This window comes from Martinezella sp. CNPSo 3964 (assembly GCF_057784375.1).
In genome coordinates this window covers 23,827-40,869 of sequence record NZ_JBXSOW010000006.1, presented here as the reverse complement: position 1 = coordinate 40,869, position 17,043 = coordinate 23,827, and the positions used below count along the sequence as shown (strand labels likewise).

The window sequence follows — 17,043 nt, the reverse complement described above, 5'->3', positions numbered from 1 at the left end:
GCCCAGCATCATGGGCCTCTCCTTTCCGGCGATGGCGCTGCGGTCGGGCGGATAGCCCGGCCGCAGGCCGAGGAAATGCCCGGCTTATGGTAGCTGGCTCTGAATGTCGCTCAACACACCTTCGGGTTTCGAGTCTCCCGTCAGCGCCAGCGGCACGTACTGCATCACCAGATTCTCGAACTGGTTCCATTTCTCGTTGATGCGGAACGGCGTGGTATGGGCGAACATATATTGCAGGGTGTCGCGGGTGCCGCTGACATTCTTCGCCGCTCCATCATACCAGGCGGTCTGCTGCGCGAGCCGGGCTGGCAGTGCGCGTCCGGCCGCACCGAGGATTTCCGCCGCCTTGGGGCCGGTCAGCACCTGCAGCGCCTTGAAGGCGGCATCCTTATGCTGGCTGGTGGCGGAGATACCCCAGCCCGACCCGGCCGTGATGAAGCGCGAAGAGCCGGTGCCGCGCGGCAACGGTGCGATACCGATCTTGAAATTGACATTGGCCTGCCCGGTAATCAGCGACCATGGCCCGTCGATATACATGGCGACATTGCCCGAGGCGAAGCGACCGCTTGCGGCTGAAGCATCGGCCGCGGAGGCAAAGACCGGCGAGAGTTTGTCCTTGGCGGTGAGATCGGCATATTTGCTGAATGCATCGACGAAACCGGCATTGGTGAGGTCGAATTCATTGTCGGCGTTGAAATAGTCCGCGCCGAGCGCGACGGGGCCGGCGATGAAATCGAAAGCCTGGGTGCCGTAGCCGTAGGTTCCGTTCTTGGTCAGTGCCTTGGCGTCGGCCTTGAAATCGTCGAAGGTCCAGTCCTTAGCGGGCTCCTTCAAGCCGGCCGCGGCGAATTTGTCACGATTGTAGAAGACCATCCACGGGCCGACATCGTAGGGCAGCGCATAGAGTTTACCGTCCTGCGAAAGGCCGGACATGATCGATGTCTCGAAGTCAGCCACTTTCACGTCGCTGCCTTTCACATAATCGTCGAGCGGCGTCAGGATCGAAGAGAAATTCGGCAGGCGCATCGACTGCATCGAGACGATATCGGCGACCTGTCCCGATGCCGCCAGAACCGGTAGCCGCGTCCAGTAATCCGTCCAACCCGAAAGCTGCAGATTGACCTTGATATCGGGATATTGCTTGTTGACGAGATCGGCCAGCTGCTGCCACAGCTCGGCATCGTTCGGCTGACCCCACATCTGCCAGGTCAGGGTCACGGGGGCATCCTGCGCTTGCGCGCCGATGCCGGGTAGTGAACTCGCCGCAAGGGCGGCGGCAAAGATCAATGAACGCTTCATGATGGTTCCTCCTCCTTAATGACTTTCGCTGCAGTGACGTTCATCACTATCCGGACGCTCCCCTCCGGTTTGGTCTTGCGGCCCGTTCAGGCCGCGATCATGGCCTCCAGGTCGGCGATCAGGCCGATCAATTCGGTTCGCTGGCGCCGCCATGGATCCGGGTCCTGTCCCGGCTCCAGAATGGCAGTCATCCGCTGGAGGAAGTTGGGTGGCAGCCGCTCGAGTTCGGCCGCCATCGGCAGGTTCCAGCCGTCACCCGGAAAATAGACCCGGTTGAAGGCGAAGACCGTCTGCAGGATGGCATTGGCAAGCTTGCCCGTCAGCCCGACAAGGAAGACGAGATCGCGGCGAACGACCTTGCTCTCATAATGATAATCCCTGGCCCAGTAGCGCAGGACATCCATGTATTGACGGAGCACGGAGGCCCTCAGCGCTTCCGGATACTGCGCCAGCTGCTGCTTCCAGCTGGCGAGCAAGCCACTGGGGTCGGCGATGATCTGCTGGCTGGCAAGATCGGTCGGCAGGTGATAACCCCAGATCGTCCATTCGAAGCTCTTGGGCACGACGATGCCGGCAAGCCAGGAGTCCAGATCGCGCTGCACGCCGGCGTAACGGCGCATCCAGACGCCATCCATTCGGACGCCCTCGGCCTGCCAATCCCGCAACGCGGCATCGAAACGCCGCCACGCCGCGGTCTGGCGAACGTCCGGTCCGCGATAGGCATCGGCATAGACCCTGAAGTCGAAATCCGATTGCGCATCCGACCATCCCTTGCCGCGCGATCCGGCGAGCGCGACGGCGCCATTACCGTCTTCTGCCAGGTCGGCGATCAAGGGGGTCATCGCGGCTATGAGTTCGGCTTCGCGGCTCATGACGGTACCGGGCGGCTGGGTTTCGTTATCTCCTTAATCCTTGAGGATCAGCTCGATGACGGGGGTCACGACGTCAGGCTTCAGAACCGGCAGCTCGAGCGTCAGGATACCCTCGCCGACGGCAATGCCGATATTGGAGTCGACTTCGGCATCCGGATCGAGCCAGTGCAGCTCACTGGCATCGTGCAGGAACTGCGCATATTTGACCTTACGCCCCAGCCCTTCGATGTGGATGTGCCGGAACGGCCAGGTCTGGATGTGCAGATAGAGCCGGTTGCCCTTCTGGGTGAAGCGGCAACCGCTCGGTGCCTTGTGAGTGGAAGGACCTGCGCCGTAGATCGCGCGACCATTCAGCCGCATCCATTCGCCATAGATGTCGAGAGCCTTGATGGCGCGGGCGTCGAAGGTGCCGCGGCCGGTCGGGCCGACATTCATGAGCAGGTTGCCGCCGAGAGACACCGTATCGATCAGGATGTTGATAAGCTGGCCGGCATCCTTCCAGCTGGTCTCGTCGCGATAATAGCCCCAGGAGCCGCTGAAGGTGTGGCAGGCCTCCCAGCGTACCGGCAGGCCGGCGACGGTCGGGGCGACACGCGGCGTATACTGTTCCGGCGTCACCAGATCGGGCATGTGATCGGCATCGCGCGGCAGGTCAAGGCGGTCGCCGACGATGATGTCTGGCTGCAGCTGGCGTACCAGCTTGATGAGCTCCTCGCTTTCCCAATCGGCGCGACCCTTGCCAGGCAGGCCTTTGTAGGTCCGGCGGGGATAGCTGAAATCGAACCAAATGACGTCGATCTTGCCGAAATCGGTCAGAAGTTCGGTCACCTGATCGCGCATGTACTTCGCATAGCGGCTGACGTCGCGGCCCTCATTGAGCTTGGCGGCATCAGGATGATTGCGCTGCGGGTGATGTCCGTCGATCGGGAAGTCCGGATGATGCCAGTCGAGCAGCGAATAGTAGAAACCGACCTTCAGCCCCTCGGCGCGAAGCGCTTCGACGTAAGGGCCGATCAGATCCTTGCCATAGGGTGTTTTGGTGACCTTGTAATCGGTGACCTTGCTGTCCCAAAGGCAGAAGCCTTCATGGTGCTTGGCCGTCAGAACCACATATTTCATTCCGGCCTGGCGAGCGCGGCGCGCCCATTCACGGGCGTCGTAGAGATCGGGATCGAAGTTGTCGAAATACTTCTGATAGGCCTCGGTGGTAAATTCCTCACGGTTTTTCAGCCATTCATGGCGTGCGCCGAGGGCATACAGCCCGAAGTGGATGAACATGCCGAAGCGGTCGTGTCCAAACCATGTCTTACCCTCGGCCACATTCTGGCCGCCACTGATCGCTGCGTCGCTCACACTATCCTCCCAAGTGTTAGGGCTCAATCGAACCGGTTCGATTTAATCATTGATCCACTCGCCCTATATGTCAAGCGCGCTGTTGAAATCTCTTTCCGCATATTGCTTCATGGCCGACAAATGTTAGATTTATGACAGCGATTCATTGAGGAAGGCATCTTCAATCGGAAGGCTAGACGCGATAGAAACGGTTCGAAAAATTCATGGCCACAATTCGTGATGTCGCCAAACTCGCTGACGTCTCCGTCTCGACGGTGTCGCTCGCGCTCAGCAATCCGGCGCGTGTCAGCCAGAAAACACTGGAGAAAATTCGTCAGGCGATTGCCGCCGTCGGCTTTGTTGCCGATCCGCTTGCCCAGAGCCTGGCGCGCGGGCGCAGCCGCATGATCGGCTTCGTTGTCGGCAATGTCGGCAACCCGTTTTTCGGCGATATCCGGCGCGAGCTGGAAAACTATGCGCTCGACCACCAGCATTTCGTCGTCGTCACCGACTCCTCAGGCAAGACGGATCGCGAGAGGGCGATGGTCGAGCACCTGATCGGCCTCAAGACCGCCGGCCTGGCACTCGCGCCGTCAGGCTACGATCAGGATTATCTCGACTTCATCGCCGGCCTGAACGTGCCGATCGTCTGTTTCGACCAGAAGGTGGCGGGCATCGAGCGCGATTTCGTCGGCTCAGACAATTATCTTGCCGGGGCGATGCTGACCGAGCATCTTCTGCAACTAGGCCACAGAAGGATTGCCTTCATCACCGGTCCCAGCCACATGCATACGGCAACGGAGAGGTATCGCGGTTTTGCCGAGACCATGGCGAATGCCGGCGTCGAGGTGAACCCGAATTTCGTCGTCGACGGCCAGTTCACCCGCACCGCCGGCTACGAGGCGGCCATGCGCCTGCTGATCCAGCCCGAACGCCCCACCGCGATCCTTGGTGCGAACAACACCGTGGCGCTTTCCACGCTGCAGGCCATGCAGGAATTGGGCTTCCGTTGTCCCGAGGACATCTCGCTCGCCATGATCGACAATGTGCAATGGAGTTCCGTCATCACACCGCGCATCACGATGGTGGTTCAGGACACGCTGGCGCTCGGCGGCATCATCGCAAGGCGCCTCATGCATCGCATCAGCAATCCACAAGGCGCAGTCGAGCCACCGCAGGATTTCGTTCTCACGCCTAAATTCGTCCCCGGCAATTCCTGTCGGCGGCTCTAGGGTTCTGTGCTTGATGCATTGCAGTCGCCGAAGACTTCTTGCCCTTTGGCAGCGGGCGCTGTCCTGTCTGCCTCAGAACTGGTTGCCGAAGCCGAACCGGAAATTTTCCACCTTGTCATAGTCCTGCTTGAGGAACGGCACGGCATAGCTGAGATTGATTGTGCCGAATGGCGATGCCCAGGTCAGCCCGATGCCGGCCGATGCGCGCAGCGCCGACCCATCGTGCAGGACATCACCATAAAGATCGGCATCGTTGCCATAGAGCGTTCCCGCATCCAGGAAGACGGAGCTGCGGAAGCCGAGATCCTGCGGCATGCCTGGCGTCGGCATGCTCGTCTCCACCGAAGCGGTGAAGTATTTTGTTCCGCCAAGCGGATCGCCGTCGGATGTTCTTGGACCAATGCCCGCATCTTCAAAGCCTCTGATCTCGCTTCCGCCGATCATGAATTGATCGAAGATGTTCAAGTCCTGGCCATTTGTTGAAGTCATGTAGCCGGCGCCAAGGGTCACCGAACCGACGATATCCTGTGAGTCCGAAAGCGTATGGTAGTAGCGCGCCTTGCCGCTGAGCTTATAGTAATTCGAGTCGCCGCCAAGACCCGCAACTTCCTGCGTGACCTTGGCGATGAAGCCGTCACGCGGCAGGTTCTGATCGTCAAGGGTATTGTATGTGAAGGTCTGGGAAACGCTCGATTGCGTCCACGGACCGTTGTTGATCAGGTTCTGGTAAGGTGCGGAGAGATTGTCCTGCCAGTCGCTCTCGCCGGTGTAGGTGATCTGTTTGTAGGTGTAGCGAAGCGTTGTCGAAAGGTCTTCGGTGATAGGCGCTGTGATCCGCAGCGAGATGCCCTCCTCGCCGTAGTCGTAGTAATCGCTACTGGTGGTGACGCTTTTGAAAAGGTCAAAGCCGGCGGCGAGCCGTTCACCGAGGAAATATGGCTCGGTGAAGGAGAGGGTGTAGGTTTGGCTTCCGCTCGTACTCGCGCCTGCCGCGACCTTGATATACTGGCCGCGTCCGAGAAAATTCTTCTCTTCCACGGAGGCTTCCAGCAAAGGCCCCCCGTTGACGCCGACAGCGTAGCCCCCGCCGATACCGAAAGAGCCGGTTGGCTGATCTTCGACATCGACGACGATGACGACCCGATCCGGGGCGCTGCCGGGACGCGTGGAGATCTTTACCGACGTGAAATAGCCGAGCGCATCCAGGCGGCGTTTGGCGCGCGCAATCATCTGCTCGTTGAAAGCATCCCCTTCATTGAGATCGAATTCACGCCGAATGACATAGTCCCTCGTTCGGGTGTTGCCGCGAATTTCGATGCGCTCCACATAAGCGCGTTCGCCCTGATCGACGATATATTCTATCGAGACGGAACGGCCTTCGGGGTTGCGATTGCCGCGCGGCGTCACCTTGGCAAATGGATAACCTGCCGCCTCGATGCGCTTCGAGATTGCGTCAATCGACTTCTGGATATCCTCGGCATTATAGGTATCGCCCTTGCGCGTGATGACGAGGCTCTTCAGGTCATCGGCATCGATACCCTGCACGGTTGATGTCACCGAAATATCGCCATAGCGATATTTCTCGCCTTCATCGACAATGAAGCTGACGTCGTAGCTGTTCGTTGCGCTATTGAAAGTTGCGCTATCGGACACCAGCCTGAAGTCGACAAATCCGTGATCGTAATAGAATTTGCGAAGTGCGTCCTCATCGGCGTCTTTCTTCGTTTCGCTATAGATATCCTTGCGCGTCAGAAACGAGAGGAAAGTGGATTTCTTTGTGCTGATAACCGCGGCGAGGTGGCCGCCGCTGAAAGCATGATTTCCTGAGAATGTCAGCTTGCTGATCGTCGTGCGATCGCCTTCGTTGATGACGAAGGCGAGATTGACCCTGTTCTTCGCGATGTTGACGACTTGCGGCGTCACCTGGACATTGTTGCGTCCGATCGCAGCATAGGCGTCCTTGATCGTCTTTATGTCGTCTTGAACCTGGCTCTCGCTGTATGGGCCGGCAGCCTTGGATTTAACCAGCCCGGCCAGCTTGTCATCCTTTATCTTCTTGTTGCCGTTGAATATAACTGCGTTGATCAGGTTGTTCTCATGTACAGAGACAACGAGGCTATGACCTTCCACCGAGATATGTACATCGGAAAAATAACCGGTTGCATAGAGTTGTTTGATCGATTGATCGATATCCGCATCCGAAAAGCTCTTGCCGGGATCTATCGTTATATTGTCCTTTACTGCAGTCGGCCCAACGCGCTCGGCACCCACCACGCGTATATCGCTGACGATGGCTGCCTGTGCAGACAGCGGCGCGGCTGTGGCTGTGCTTATGAATGCTAAAATGGCAATCGTCGAATTTGATCGTCTTAACTTTGACCGCCGTAAATCAGAGTTCATCTATGCTTTTACCTTGCACTTCCAAATGGAGCTGTTCCGCGGACTTTCCAAAGAAATGAACATCGATGCAGTCGGAGAATCTGCCTGTGATGTAGAAAGAGCACTATCACTTCTCCGTGCTCTTCGGTGTTAAGTAATGTTAAGTAATATTTCGATGAGGCGCCTACCTTGCCACTCGTGCGCGAAGTTCCGGAGTACATCGGATCCTCGGCGCATCGACCGAAACGGCTTCACCGCAAGGTGGTCTGCAATCTTGTCTGAAGCGATCCGAAAGTGGCGGATCAAATGCCAAATAACCTAATTGCCGCCCAGCTTGACTTCGCCTAGCGTGCGGAACGTCAGGTGCAACATTATGGACCAATCGACGCCCGTCGTGCTGGCGGTATCCTTTTTCCAGTCATAAATCAGGCTGGCGGTCGTGCATTCATCGGAATAGGTTACGCCGAAGTCGTGTTCGCTGAGATCCTTGGCGCGCAGATCATATCCGAGCGTCGTGTTGACCGACCATTGATCCGAGAGTTTCAATTTGGCTTGCGGCTGGAGCTCATCCTCATTGGTGGGCATGTCGTAATCGGGCTGAGCCTCGATATGCGTATAGGTCAACTGCGTATCGAGAATCGGCGTGACATAACCGATCGTCGTATCGCCGCGCTTTAATGCAAAGTTGTCGTGGTCGAGCCGATAGGATGTCGAAACGGAAATGCCATGCGGCATGGTCACACCGAACATCGTCACATAGTCGGACCGTGCCGTTTCGAGCCCCGATTCAAGGCCGGCACCGACCAGGTCCGGCGTTGCAAATGAATTCATTCCCATGAGCTGGTAGGACTGACCAACGACGCTGTCCAGTTTGTAACCGCTGTCGAAGCTGCCGGTATAGCGCATGCCGACATTGGCACGTGTTCCCCCTTCCACGCGGTCGAAGCCGGAGAATTTATCCCGGTCGAAGAGGTTCGTCGCATCGAATACGAAGCTTTGAGCATCCTCGTTCGGCAACTGACCGGCAAGCTGCTCGTCGGGCCGGAGATAGATCTGCGCTATGGGCTCGAAGACCTGCGTGGAGTGCTCCGTGGTCGCCAGGATCGGATATTTGGCCTCCAGCCCGGCAGTCAGCATTTCCCGCGCGGCAGCGCCATTGTCGTCGTAGTTGCCGGCATAGGCATAAGAGGGGCTGATGGAATTCGGCCCATCCATCCCAAGAGCCATCGTATCTCCACGGGCGGCAAGCAGAGGCGTCAACTCCAGGCCCTGCGGCGTCACGAAGGAGCGCTGCCACTGCATTTCGGTCGTAAGCCGTGCATAATCGCCAGTAAGCCCGAGAAAGCGGTCTGAGTTGTCGGGATTGACGACAACGTCCGCGGTGCTGCGGGAGACATTCGTGAAATTGCTGGTCAGCGACAGTTCTCCACCGAGAACAGGCTTTGGTGCGATCGCGTGATAATCGATCACCGGATAGGCGACGGCCTGCTGCTTTTGCAAGGTGCTGCCGGTTGTGGCGTCCTGTTCATTGTAATAGGCGAACCGCATATCGAAAAAATTCCGTTGGCCGACGCCGGTCAAGTAAGCCTGATTGGTATGTGTGGTTTGATTGAGCCCCTCGATATTATAGGTTCGGGCAAAGTCGTTGTCGCTCTGTGCCATGACATCCCAGCCGAAGGTCCAGCGTGGGTTGATCCTGAAATCACCCTTGGAGGCCATGAGCGTCCTGAGCTTGGCATTTACATCAGTAGTGCCGGCGTCAAACCCACCCGGATCGGCCTGATCGATGATGGCTGCCCGCAGATCATAGGTGCCGTTTTCAAGCCGCTGGCGAAACTCGCCCTGCAATAGCAAACCCTGATTGCTATATCCCGTCGCGGTAACCGTCGCGTCCATGCTCGGCGAAATCACATAGTAATAGGGGATCGCCGCGCCAAAGCCGAGATTCTGGGAGACGCTGAAGGTTGGAAACAGAAAGCCCGACTTTCTCTTTACGGTATTGTCGGGCACGGTCATCCAGGGAATATAGGCGATCGGCTGGCCAAAAAGCTCAAGCCTTGCGTGCTCCAGCCTTATCGTATGGGTAATACCGTTCTGGATAATCCTCTCTGCCTTCACCTGCCATAGCGGAGCGCGACCCTGTTCCGAACATGGAGCGCAGGCGGTGTAGACGCCCTTGGTCAGGATAACCTTGGAGCCGCCGACACGGTCGCCCTTGATTGCCACCATCCTCGTATTGTCGGGCATTTCAACCCGCAGGGCCTCGATAAATCCACTTGAGAAATCATTGGTCACGTCCATTCTGTCGCCGTAGGTACGGTTGCCGTCAGGGGTGATCAATTCCACATTTCCCGTCGCAGTCATCCTTTTGGTGATCTGGTTGTAGTCAACCTGATTGGCTACCAATTTATAGCCGCCATAGTGGATTTGAACTGCGCCGCGTGCGGTTATTACCTGCGTATCTTTGTTATAAATGGCCTCGTTTGCCTGCAGGAGTAGCTTGATTCCATCTGGAATTTTAATGTTTGTCGCGGTTGGTATGGTCGACGCCTGACCAGCTGGTTGCTGCTGAAATTGTCCTTGTGCGAGTGAATTATCACCTGCCGCACATGTGGAGATGATGGTGAGTGACCAAGCCATCGCAGCTCGGTTTGAGGCCAACGGAGCTACGCGTCTCAAATTCAGTACTCCGTTGACTGCGTGAGAAATGCCAGTATCTCTTTGCGTATCTTGTTCTGCCTGCGTGTGACCGCGATTCCCTTAGAAGATATTTTCCTTCTTGGTTGGCTACTTGTCATTCCGTAGCGAGATAACAGAGAAATACTTTCGATTTCTGCCGTGCTTCGCTCCGCTGATAGCCATTGAACTACCTGAGCCTTGCAATCGAATTCTGCCTGATTATCCGGACTTGTAGCTGTCCGGCCTTCTTGGTGGGATACTGCAACACTATGCGCAGCTGAACGCACGATTTCGGACTCCATTGCCATTTGGCAAGGAATAGACGAAGATAGCTATGCTTTGGATTAAGTTGCGTTAAATTATGTTTCTGTATATTTCTGCTTGTTTATTTTATGTTTCGCTATGTAAATTTATGCAATTTTCGAAACAAAGTGACAGTATTGCCAACTGCGTGGATGGTGCTCGCCACAAGCTCGACAAAATTAGGTGCAGGCTGCCTAATGTACGATACACCTTGTGCGGGAACAGCCGAGCCGGCTCGAAAGAACATTAAACGCGTGCCTTGAGAGCATCGAAATGTTCCCGAATTGATCTGAGCTGCAGTAAAGGTGCCCATGAATACCATTGGAACTGCAAACAAGGAGCAGAAGCAGTCGATCCTCCTGGTTGAGGACGATAGCGAGATCGCGAAGATATTGTCGGAAGTTCTGGCCGAAAACGGCTTTAACAGTATGTGGGCGCCTTCCGCCGAGAAGATGGACGCATATCTGGAAGACAACGCGACTGATCTTGTCATTCTCGATGTCATGCTGCCCGGCGAGAGCGGATTGAGCATCTGCCGCCGGTTGAGAGCGACGTCATTGGTTCCGATCATCCTGCTGACGGCGCGTTCGGAGGATGTGGACAGGATCATAGGGCTGGAAATCGGCGCCGATGATTATGTCACCAAGCCTTTCAACCATCGAGAGCTTCTTGCGAGAATCCACGCGCTCCTGAGACGTTCCCATATCAGCAGGCCGCCAAATGATCCTTTCCATTCGGCCTTCCGTTTCGAGGGATGGCGCGTCGAGCCGGGGCAGCGGCAGCTGTTCAGCCCTGAGGGCGCCCGTGTGACGCTGACAAGCACGGAGTTCGATCTTCTTCTGGCCTTCTGTCAGAATTCAAGGCGTATTCTGACGAGGGAGCAGCTTCTGGAGCTCACGCACAGCGGCATAGCCGGCCCGATCGGCCGCAGTGTCGATGTCCATATCAGTCGAATACGCCAGAAGATCGAACCCGACCTGCGTTCGCCGACCTTCATCAAAACCGTTCGCTTGGGAGGCTACGTCTTTACGCCCAATATAGAGATATTATGACGCGGTATCTTCGTTTCATCAACCATAGGTCCATCGTCACACAGATGATCGCGGTTGTGCTTGCGGCCGTTGTTCTGGGGACGGTGTGCACCTCGGTTGCGTTTCTCCTTCTCTCTTATGGAGGGCATAATGAGGCTAATCTCAAGCTTGCGGCGGCTTCTGCCGCTGCGCGCATAGCCACAATCGCCGACGATGCCCGCCAGAGCGTGTCACTCGAGGAATTGAAGAGAACCATCAAGGCTTCGAGATGGCTCGAGATGCATATAGAAATCGTTCCAAGTGCCGTGTTTTTCTCCAGCCCGGAATTTACCTCGGCGGAGAAGCGCACCGAGCAGGAAAGCGGCTTTGCAGACGAATTGCGAAGCGAGCTTCTGTCCCATTGGAACCTGTCGCCATCGGATATCTCGATCTCCACGGGCAACTCAGTCGTCGTCAAGATCAACAATCAATACGCTTTGATTTTCCAAACGACGCATCGCCCGCCGATGCAGCGGTTCATCTTCATACAGCTCGGCTTCGTCGTCGCGACGGTCATGATCGTGGTGCTTTTCCTGGCCGTTTACATCATCAAGCGGCTTATGGCACCACTATCGTCGATCGCGGCGGCGGCTGACGCTCTCGGCCATGTGTCGACACCCGCCCAGCCGATCAGCGATGCGGGTCCGCAGGAAGTCACCCAAGTGGCGAGGGCTCTCAATCATCTTCACGGGCGTCTGCAGTCCCTGATAGAGGAGCGGACCCGTATGCTGGCCGCGATCAGCCACGATCTTCGCACTCCGCTTACGCGCCTGCGCCTGAAGCTCGAGCGTGGGGTTCGGTCCGGGCAACTGGGCAGCATGATTGATGAAATCGAAATCATAGACAACATGATCTCGGAAACGTTGCATTATCTGCGAGAGCAGAATGACCGGCGCGCCGGATATGTCATAGACATGCCAAGCCTTATTCAGACCATCTGCAACGAGTTTGCCGATTTGGGCTTCGATATACGATATCAGGGGCCTGCCAGAATGGCTTACTTCTGCGAGGAATCGGGAATGAGACGCGCGCTCTCCAATGTGATCGACAATGCGATCAAGCATGGGACGGAGGTCGTCGTATTGCTTGAAAGCCGGGGAGAAAGCGGCTTTGAAATCCGGATCTCCGACAATGGTCCCGGCATTCCGAAGGAGCACCGTGCCAAGGTGCTGGAGCCCTTTTATATCGCAGACGATGCCCGATCCTTGATCGGGAGAAGCGGCTTTGGATTGGGCCTTTCCATCGTGCGCGATGTCGTATCCCGTCACCGCGGAACCATTTCCTTTGCCGACAATTCGCCTTCGGGGCTTGTCGTGCGGTTGGCCTTCAATCAATCGCGATCGACCGAATTTGCAAGCTGAACCTTTGACGGATGCGACGGGCCAGTCTGCAACATGTATCTCGTACGGCGTCATCAATCCCACGCGTGCGACGTCGGGAGGGTCGCAGGCGCAACATTCTGACAGAAATGTCCGCCTCGCCGATCCAGATGCAGTTTTGTGAAATTAGGCCCATAGATTGCTGATCTAGTCTCACGCAAGGTCTGGTTGCGATAGTTCGTGTGGGGCGAATATCGGTGAACTGCGCTGTGGGGGCGATCTATGATTTCGACGTATCTCGGCTACGTGTCCGCGACAAAGGACATGGCATCGACGCTTGCGCGCATCGCCAAGCAGGCAACGGTCAAGAGCGACCAGCAATATTACGATGCGCATATCGGCAAGATTAAGAATGTCGACGAGTTTCTGAGCGACTACAAGCTGTACAGCTATGCGATGAAGGCCTATGGCCTCGAGGACATGACCTATGCCAAGGCCTTCATGAAAAAGGTCCTGACCAGCGACCTTAGCGATACGAGCAGCTTTGCAAACAAACTGACGGACAGCCGCTATCGGCAATTCGCCGCCGCTTTCAATTTTGGCGGCACGTCAAAAAATCAGTCGGCTCAAAGCGACTTGCAGAAGAGCGACACGATCGGGCTCTATGAACAATCCTTCGCCAATGAAACGGCCCTGGCCAAGAAGGAAAGCAAATTCTACGATACCTGGATCGACAAGGTGACGAATGTCGACGATATCACCAACAGCAGCAGGATGACGGACTATATTCTGCGGGCGCACGGTTTAAACCCGGACAATATCTCGAAGGCATTTCTGAAGTCGGTTCTGACCAGCGATGTCAATGATCCGAACAGCTTCGTCAATACAGCGAGCAATTTTTCAACGGCATCGCTGCAGCCAACATACAAGTTGATCGCGTCGCAGTTCAGCTTCAATGCCGATGGAACGCTTTCCGGTGCGACTGCGCAGACGGCGGAGCAGAAGGAAGCCATGATCTCGCGGTATGACAGCATGGTCCCGAGCCTGTTGACCGCAGCTGCGGCCACCAGCAATGACGATTACTATCGTCAGGCGATCACGAAAGTTCAGTCGATCAACGATATCACCGGCGATAACAGGCTGTTTTCCTACATAAAGACGGCATTCAACCTGAGCTCCAAACTCACTCCGGTCCAGTTCAATCTCGCCTTCACGAACTCCGATTATGCCGCCGTGACCGGAATGGCGGACATGGTTTCGCACTTTCAGTTTGCCTCCGACGGAACGTTGCCGACAGGGCAGCAGGCGCAGACACAACAGGCTATCGACGATATTTCGACCAAATATTTAAGCCAGGCGAAAGATGCGAAGCAGAACCTGTTCGACGACGCTGAAAAACACTACAAGACGGCGGTCAGCGGCATAAAAACAATCACAGACTTCTTTGCCGCCAACGACACGAAGAACAAGAATCTTCCAACCATAGAGGATATGGCGCTTCGCGCTTTTGGGATCGGTAAGAACGAGGTCTCCAGGGATCAGTTGCGCAAGATCCTGGAGAGCGACCCCTATGATAGCAAGAGCTATGTCAACTCGCTAAAAGACGACAGATTCGTCGAGCTTGCCAAAGCGTTCAATTTCGACAGCGAGGGCAATTTGCGGGCGCCGGTCGCGCCCTTGTCACAGACCTCGATCAACAGCCTGATTTCGGCCTATTCGAAGTCGAAGACCTTCGGGTTGACCGGCGAGATGCGAGACAAGGCGGTCAAGGATGCGAAGGACGCAGCCACCGAATTCAGCAAGTCGATCGCCAAGATCAAGACGGTTGACGAACTCCTGGCTGACAAGAAGCTGACGGAGTTTATCCTCGTTGCAAACAATATCGATCCCAAGTCAGTCGACAAGAATACCTTGAAGAAGGCCTTCACTGCCGATCCCGAGGATGCCAAGGGTTTTCTGAACACGCAGGCGGGCCAGCAGTTCAAGGCGATGGTGAACGCCTTCAATTTCGACGCCAAGGGAAATCTGACCACAGCCAAGATCGAGCCGGGACAGAACAAGGGCGCGCGTCTCGCCACCAACGATCTCTATCTTCATCAGACGCTCGAAACGCAGCAGGGGAGCTCCAATGAAGGCGTCCGTCTCGCCCTCTATTTCCAGCGCAAGGCGCCGCAGGTCAATTCCGTCTACGATATCATGTCGGATCCGGCGCTCTACAATGTGATCAAGACGACCTATTCGCTGCCAGCATCCATGTCGAACATGGATGTGACCCGCCAAGCGGCAATGCTTGAAAAGCTATTTCCGATCAAGGATTTGCATGATTCCGGCAAGGTGAACAACCTGCTGAAGCGCTTCTCGGCCGTCTATGATGCGGCAAATGGCGGGAATACGACTTCTCCCGCATCCGCTATTCTCACGCGAGGTTCCGGGACGGGCATGAGCGCGGACCTCATGCTCTCGATTGCCCAGCTCAGATCGCGATAGCGCTCTTCCCGGAATTGCGCAAAACAAAGGCCCTGGCGCCACTGCGTGATCGTGGTGGCGTCTTCGTTTCCGATGCTACTGGTGCTGCAACACGCTCAAGCCTCCGTCCACGGTGAGGCAGGCGGCATTCATGAAGGGACATTCGTCCGAGATCATGAAAACTGCGGCCATGGCGATCTCCTGAGGAGTGGCGATGCGGCCGCCCGGATGCAGTTTCATCGTCTCGGCTTTCGCCTTTTCCGGATCGGGAAAGCTGTTCCAATAATCGATGGCCTTCTGCGTTGCGACGTAGCCGGGTGCGAGCGCGTTCACGCGCACGTTCTTCGCGGCATATTCGATCCCCAGCGATTTGGTCATGCCAAGAAGCGCATGCTTGGCAAGCGGATAGGGGAAGGTGTGCGGAATGATCGTGAAGGCGTGGGTCGAAGCGATGTTGAGAATGACGCCGCCGCCCCGGGCGATCATCTCGGGCAACACGGCCCGGCAGCAATTCCAGGCGCCCTTAAGATTGATGTCGAAGCAGCGCTGCCAATCCTCGTCCGTCGTCTGCAGCGGCTCTGCAAAGACGTTGACGCCGGCATTGTTGACGAGCGCATTGATATTGCCGATTTCGCCGGCCGCCCGGGCCACGGCTGCACGCACGGCTTCGGCATTGGTGATGTCGGCTGCTTGATAGCCAAGGTTGACGCCATCTTCCTTCAGCTTGTTCGCGGCTTGCTCGAGCAGGGCTTCGTCGCGATCGATGAGGAAGATGCTTGCATCTTCAGCCGCGCATGCCTCGGCGATGGCCAGTCCGATCCCCTGCGCGGCTCCGGTGATGAAGACTCGTTTTCCCGAAAGGCGATTTGGCATCCAGTGTTCCTCTTTATGCTGGGACGGAAATCTCGCGATCAGGCGGTCCAGGCTATCGCGAATATTCCCGTGGCTGCAGGCGGATCGATCCTGCAAAGGTCTCTCCCGGCTGCAGGATCTTCAGATCCCCAAGATCGGGGAGATTATGACCGTTGGCGATGTGGGACATCGGCTCGAAGCAGAAATAGTCATGGCGAAAGGCCGGGTTGAAACTCGCGTCGGGAATGAAGATGAATGCATGCCTGACTGACGTGTCGGCAGTCAGCCGCAGGCTTGCATGTCTCTCCGGCCAGACGATTTCCGCCTCGCCGCTCCATCCTTCGAAACCGTTGTTGACCCAGCGGCGGGGCAGGGGCGAGGGCTCGGAGAAGTCGAGATCGGCGGGAATCTCCATGCGTTCTCCTGGAAGCCAGCCTTCCGTCTCCGTCCAAAATTGTCGCGCCGGCGCAAAGAGCGTCGTTTCTGGGGTCATCGGAAAGTATGGATGCCAGCCAAGCCCGAAGGGCAGCGCCTCCTGGCCGGTATTCTCGACGCTCATGTGAAGCGTCAGCCCTTCGGATGACAGGGCGATGATCTGTCTCGCCTCATAACTATAGGGGGTATCGCCCTCCCGATGACGAAAGCCGATCTGCAATTCGTTGCTGCTGCGGGAGAGGATGGACCATTCGGCCTGCCAACCGTCGCCGTGCAGGTAGTGAGGATCCGAAGCCATGTTCGGCCTGAGCTGGTAGTCGCGTCCCTCGAATGTGAAACGATTGCTTCGCACGCGGTTGCCGAAGGGAACGAGGGGATAGCAGGCGGAGGTGGAGGCATGGGCATTGTCCGGGGCGGGTCTCAATAGCGCAATCCTGCGGCCGTCTACCATCCAGGAATAATCAAGCAATGTGCCGCCGAGGGTTGAAACGCGAACCGAAAGCGAACCGTCCTGCAAGTCGATAATGGTCATTAAGCGGTTGCCTTCCCCTCACAACCAAGGCCGGTGCCGAATGGATGGCACCCTATATTTGCTTTGTTTCATGTCAACAGATATATATGATTTATTTTTGCGTCTCCGCCGGATTTTTCCAGGTAATCTCGCGATTTCTCCATATAGACCATTCTTCGATTATCGTTCATTGCCGCCAACGACAGAAATAATCATACATAAATATTGACTGGTATGATGTTTTTTCATATTCAGAACGTCATGTCCAATGGGCTACAAATGCGACTTAATTGT

Annotated in this window: 12 protein-coding genes; 5 read left to right on the top strand and 7 right to left on the bottom strand. The window is 56.4% G+C overall.

Annotated elements, in window-relative coordinates; translation table 11 throughout:
• Positions 1-84: 84 nt before the first annotated feature.
• From AC13Q5_RS19235 to AC13Q5_RS19225, 3 genes are all read right to left on the bottom strand, one after another.
• Complete coding sequence (locus AC13Q5_RS19235) at positions 85-1,299, bottom strand: ABC transporter substrate-binding protein (protein WP_488502791.1); 1,215 nt, start codon at positions 1,297-1,299, stop codon at positions 85-87.
• Between the two features lie 86 nt (positions 1,300-1,385).
• Positions 1,386-2,171, bottom strand: coding sequence for a DUF4037 domain-containing protein (locus AC13Q5_RS19230; protein WP_457881400.1), 786 nt, complete (start codon positions 2,169-2,171; stop codon positions 1,386-1,388).
• 33 nt (positions 2,172-2,204) lie between these two features.
• The gene (locus AC13Q5_RS19225; RefSeq protein ID WP_488502790.1) at positions 2,205-3,524 is read right to left on the bottom strand and encodes an alpha-L-fucosidase; all 1,320 of its coding nucleotides are present in this window, start codon (positions 3,522-3,524) and stop codon (positions 2,205-2,207) included.
• Between the two features lie 203 nt (positions 3,525-3,727).
• Between AC13Q5_RS19225 and AC13Q5_RS19220 the strand changes: the two genes are divergently transcribed.
• On the top strand, positions 3,728-4,735 hold the full coding sequence (locus tag AC13Q5_RS19220) for a LacI family DNA-binding transcriptional regulator (protein WP_075852805.1): 1,008 nt from the start codon (positions 3,728-3,730) through the stop codon (positions 4,733-4,735).
• 72 nt (positions 4,736-4,807) lie between these two features.
• Here AC13Q5_RS19220 and bamA read toward each other — a convergent pair whose 3' ends face one another.
• The gene (gene bamA, locus AC13Q5_RS19215) at positions 4,808-7,135 is read right to left on the bottom strand and encodes an outer membrane protein assembly factor BamA (RefSeq protein ID WP_488502789.1); all 2,328 of its coding nucleotides are present in this window, start codon (positions 7,133-7,135) and stop codon (positions 4,808-4,810) included.
• Between bamA and AC13Q5_RS19210 the strand changes: the two genes are divergently transcribed.
• Positions 7,080-7,268, top strand: coding sequence for a hypothetical protein (locus AC13Q5_RS19210; RefSeq protein WP_488503036.1), 189 nt, complete (start codon positions 7,080-7,082; stop codon positions 7,266-7,268). The genes bamA and AC13Q5_RS19210 overlap by 56 nt on opposite strands.
• 164 nt (positions 7,269-7,432) lie before the next feature.
• On the opposite strand, the gene AC13Q5_RS19205 is transcribed toward AC13Q5_RS19210, so the two are convergent.
• Entirely contained in the window at positions 7,433-9,754 is a 2,322-nt protein-coding gene (locus AC13Q5_RS19205; RefSeq protein WP_488502788.1) for an LPS-assembly protein LptD, read from the bottom strand.
• A 653-nt stretch (positions 9,755-10,407) separates the two neighbouring features.
• On the opposite strand from AC13Q5_RS19205, the gene AC13Q5_RS19200 reads away from it, so the two are divergent.
• The 3 genes from AC13Q5_RS19200 to AC13Q5_RS19190 all read left to right on the top strand — a co-directional run bounded on the left by AC13Q5_RS19200 (position 10,408) and on the right by AC13Q5_RS19190 (position 14,972).
• Positions 10,408-11,148 (top strand): response regulator, encoded by a 741-nt coding sequence (locus tag AC13Q5_RS19200; protein WP_457881408.1) that lies wholly within the window; start codon positions 10,408-10,410, stop codon positions 11,146-11,148.
• Positions 11,145-12,527, top strand: a complete 1,383-nt coding sequence (locus AC13Q5_RS19195; protein WP_488502787.1) for a sensor histidine kinase — start codon at positions 11,145-11,147, stop codon at positions 12,525-12,527. Before AC13Q5_RS19200 ends, AC13Q5_RS19195 begins: the two co-directional genes overlap by 4 nt.
• 240 nt (positions 12,528-12,767) lie before the next feature.
• Positions 12,768-14,972: a DUF1217 domain-containing protein gene (locus AC13Q5_RS19190; protein ID WP_488502786.1), complete on the top strand. Its 2,205-nt coding sequence runs from the start codon at positions 12,768-12,770 to the stop codon at positions 14,970-14,972.
• Positions 14,973-15,047: 75 nt separating this feature from the next.
• On the opposite strand, the gene AC13Q5_RS19185 is transcribed toward AC13Q5_RS19190, so the two are convergent.
• A complete protein-coding gene (locus AC13Q5_RS19185) occupies positions 15,048-15,824 on the bottom strand; it encodes an SDR family oxidoreductase (RefSeq protein ID WP_488502785.1) in 777 nt (258 codons plus the stop codon).
• Between the two features lie 52 nt (positions 15,825-15,876).
• Complete coding sequence (locus AC13Q5_RS19180) at positions 15,877-16,770, bottom strand: aldose 1-epimerase (RefSeq protein WP_488502784.1); 894 nt, start codon at positions 16,768-16,770, stop codon at positions 15,877-15,879.
• Positions 16,771-17,043 lie beyond the last annotated feature (273 nt).